Raw genomic sequence first — 2,356 nt, 5'->3', positions numbered from 1 at the left:
GGCGACCGCCGGCCCGCGAGGGCGCGGCGGCCTTGCGTCGACGCCGCCCGCGCACGAGCCGGTAGGCGACCGCGAACACGATCGCGAGGAACACCGCGAGCGCGGTCCACCTGATCTGACCTGCGGCCTCAGCGCGGACGCGGTCCCTGAGCAGGTGGAAGAGGGCCGCCGCGAGCGTCGCGCCCACCACCAGCACCGCGATGCCCGGCACCACGGAGACGTGCCGGGACGCGCGATGTCTCGCGGGCGGCGAGACCGTGACCAGTTCCCGTATTTCGATGAGTTTTCGGCGGGAGTCGTACCGGCCCCAGCCACTGACGAGTTCTCCGCCGATCAGCAGTGGAGTGGAAGCCGCGGTTCGCCGGATCAGCCGGCAGTCGACCTCTTCTTCGACGCCCGAATCACTCTCATCATCCGGCCGGCTCCCGGCGGCACGGAAAATTCTCAGCTGAAAGACCGTCGTCTGTAGATTTTCGCGACTCCGCAGGTCACCCCGCCGGGCGGAACGGCCGGACCGGAGAATCGTTCGAGGGCTCAGCAGCAAAGCCGCGGTACCCGCGGCGGCGATCAGCGGCAGGCCACGGAGAATCACGGGCAGGACCGCGATCAGCGCAGGGAGCAGAACACCGAGGACAACTGGTGCGGTGGACGGCGCCGCCCGGCTCGGGCCGGGCTCGCGCACCTCGACCACGCGCCCTTCGAAGCGCTCCGACGAGGATCCCCTGCGCCACCGGCCGGGTGGCTCCGCCTCCGCTGCCACCGCCCCGCCGCGGTCGGGGACGGTAGACAGACCCGCAACGGCAGCAGGGCCCGGCCGGGTGCCCACACGGCGACCAAAGCTCCAGGAACGATCTTGAAAGCTCTTTGGCACACTGCCCCCCGTTTAGCCACGAGCGCATAAAGTCCCAGGTCACCGCCCTTTTCTTGCGACCCGCCGGGCAGGTACCACAAGAAAGCGACAATAGGCTTTGAATGCGGCCGGCGCGGTAACTATACTGCCGGCACAAGGGGGTACTCAGACCGTGTCGCTGCGGTCTCGAGTCCATCGGACGCGGCGGGCGAGCCCGCGGCCCGTCAGGCACGAACTCACTAGCGACGGCGGCACGTTTCGGGGGAAGCACACGCTGCGGTTGGAGCTGTCATCAGCGAGCTTTCGAGTGGCAGCACGGACCAAGTACGCCCCGCCAGGTCGGGGCAGTTCTTCTTCCGTCATGAGCATGTATGTCGCGGGACGGTTTGAGGTCTTCACCATGCACCTACCTCGCGACCTGCACGGAGGGCCGACGACCGCTCACCGGCCCCGGAGAAGCGCCACCGCGGCGATCATCATCGGATTGCTCGCCGTCCTCGCGACGGTGTCGGTGGCCGCGGCACCAGCCCGGGCGGCGCCGAGCGGACCGTCCGCCGATCCCCCCTGGCAGTCGCGCTGCCCGATGCGGGTCTCCCTGGTACTCGACCTGTCCCCCTCCATGGGGGACAGCGCCGATCAGCTCCGTAGCGCCGCCAAGGACCTGGTGGACGCCCTGCGCGGCGGGCAGAACGTGGTCTCCGTCGTGACCTTCTCCGGCAGCTCCCGCGTCCGGGTGCCACCGACCGACGTCAGTCGGGACGCCGACCGCGCCCAGGTGAAGCGGGAGATCGGCAAGCTCAAGGTGGATGGCCTGTTCAGTTCCGGCGGCACGAACTGGCAGGCCGGACTCGAGACGGCCGCGGGGCTCTCCCCCCACCTCGTGATCCTCATCAGCGACGGCGAGCCCACCATGGGCACCCCGTCGGCCGGCCCCACCGCCGCCACCGGCCGCTACGCCAGCAATCAGCCGCTCGGTGCGGCGGTCGAGGTGGCGAACCGGCTGCGCGACAGCGCGGTCCGCATCGTCGCGGTGGGCATCGGTTCCAAGGCCAGCACCGTGCCGAACCTCGCGGAGATCTCGGGTCCCCGCGCCGGGGACGACTACTTCACGACCGACTCGTCCCACCTGCTGCGCGAGCTCTACCAGATCGTCAGTCGGGCCTGCGGCATCCCGGTCGGAGCCCTGCCGGGACCGCAGGGCAACTCGTTCCCCCTGGCGAAGACGCTGATCGCCGGCCTGCTCGGCCTCGTCCTGCTGGTCGGCGTGGGGATGCTGGTCGGCCGGTCACGCTCGCGCCCCGCCGCCCCGCACGCGCCCAGGTCCCGCCGTGCCAGCGCGCCGATCCCCGACCGGACCATCGATCATCGCCAGTTGCTGCCCACGGACGATGACGTGGCGGCGCCGCCCGATCGCGCCGCGGCCTCGCCCTCCGGTGCGTCCGAGGCGCCCGAGGCGCGCCTGGGCGCGGACGCGCAGGAGCCGCCGCCCCAGTGGGGGCACCCTGT

At 71.1% G+C, this 2,356-nt stretch carries 2 protein-coding genes; one reads left to right on the top strand and one right to left on the bottom strand.

Annotated elements, in window-relative coordinates; translation table 11 throughout:
- Positions 1 to 691: hypothetical protein (locus MXD58_RS29300; RefSeq protein WP_250611397.1), on the bottom strand; the 691-nt coding region annotated here is incomplete at its 3' end.
- 559 nt (positions 692 to 1,250) lie between these two features.
- On the opposite strand from MXD58_RS29300, the gene MXD58_RS29295 reads away from it, so the two are divergent.
- Positions 1,251 to 2,356: vWA domain-containing protein (locus tag MXD58_RS29295; RefSeq protein ID WP_250611395.1), on the top strand; the 1,106-nt coding region annotated here is incomplete at its 3' end.

Origin of the sequence: Frankia sp. AgKG'84/4, assembly GCF_023242965.2 — a bacterium.
Lineage (GTDB): Bacteria > Actinomycetota > Actinomycetes > Frankiales > Frankiaceae > Frankia.
This window is presented reverse-complemented; position numbering and strand designations above follow the sequence as displayed.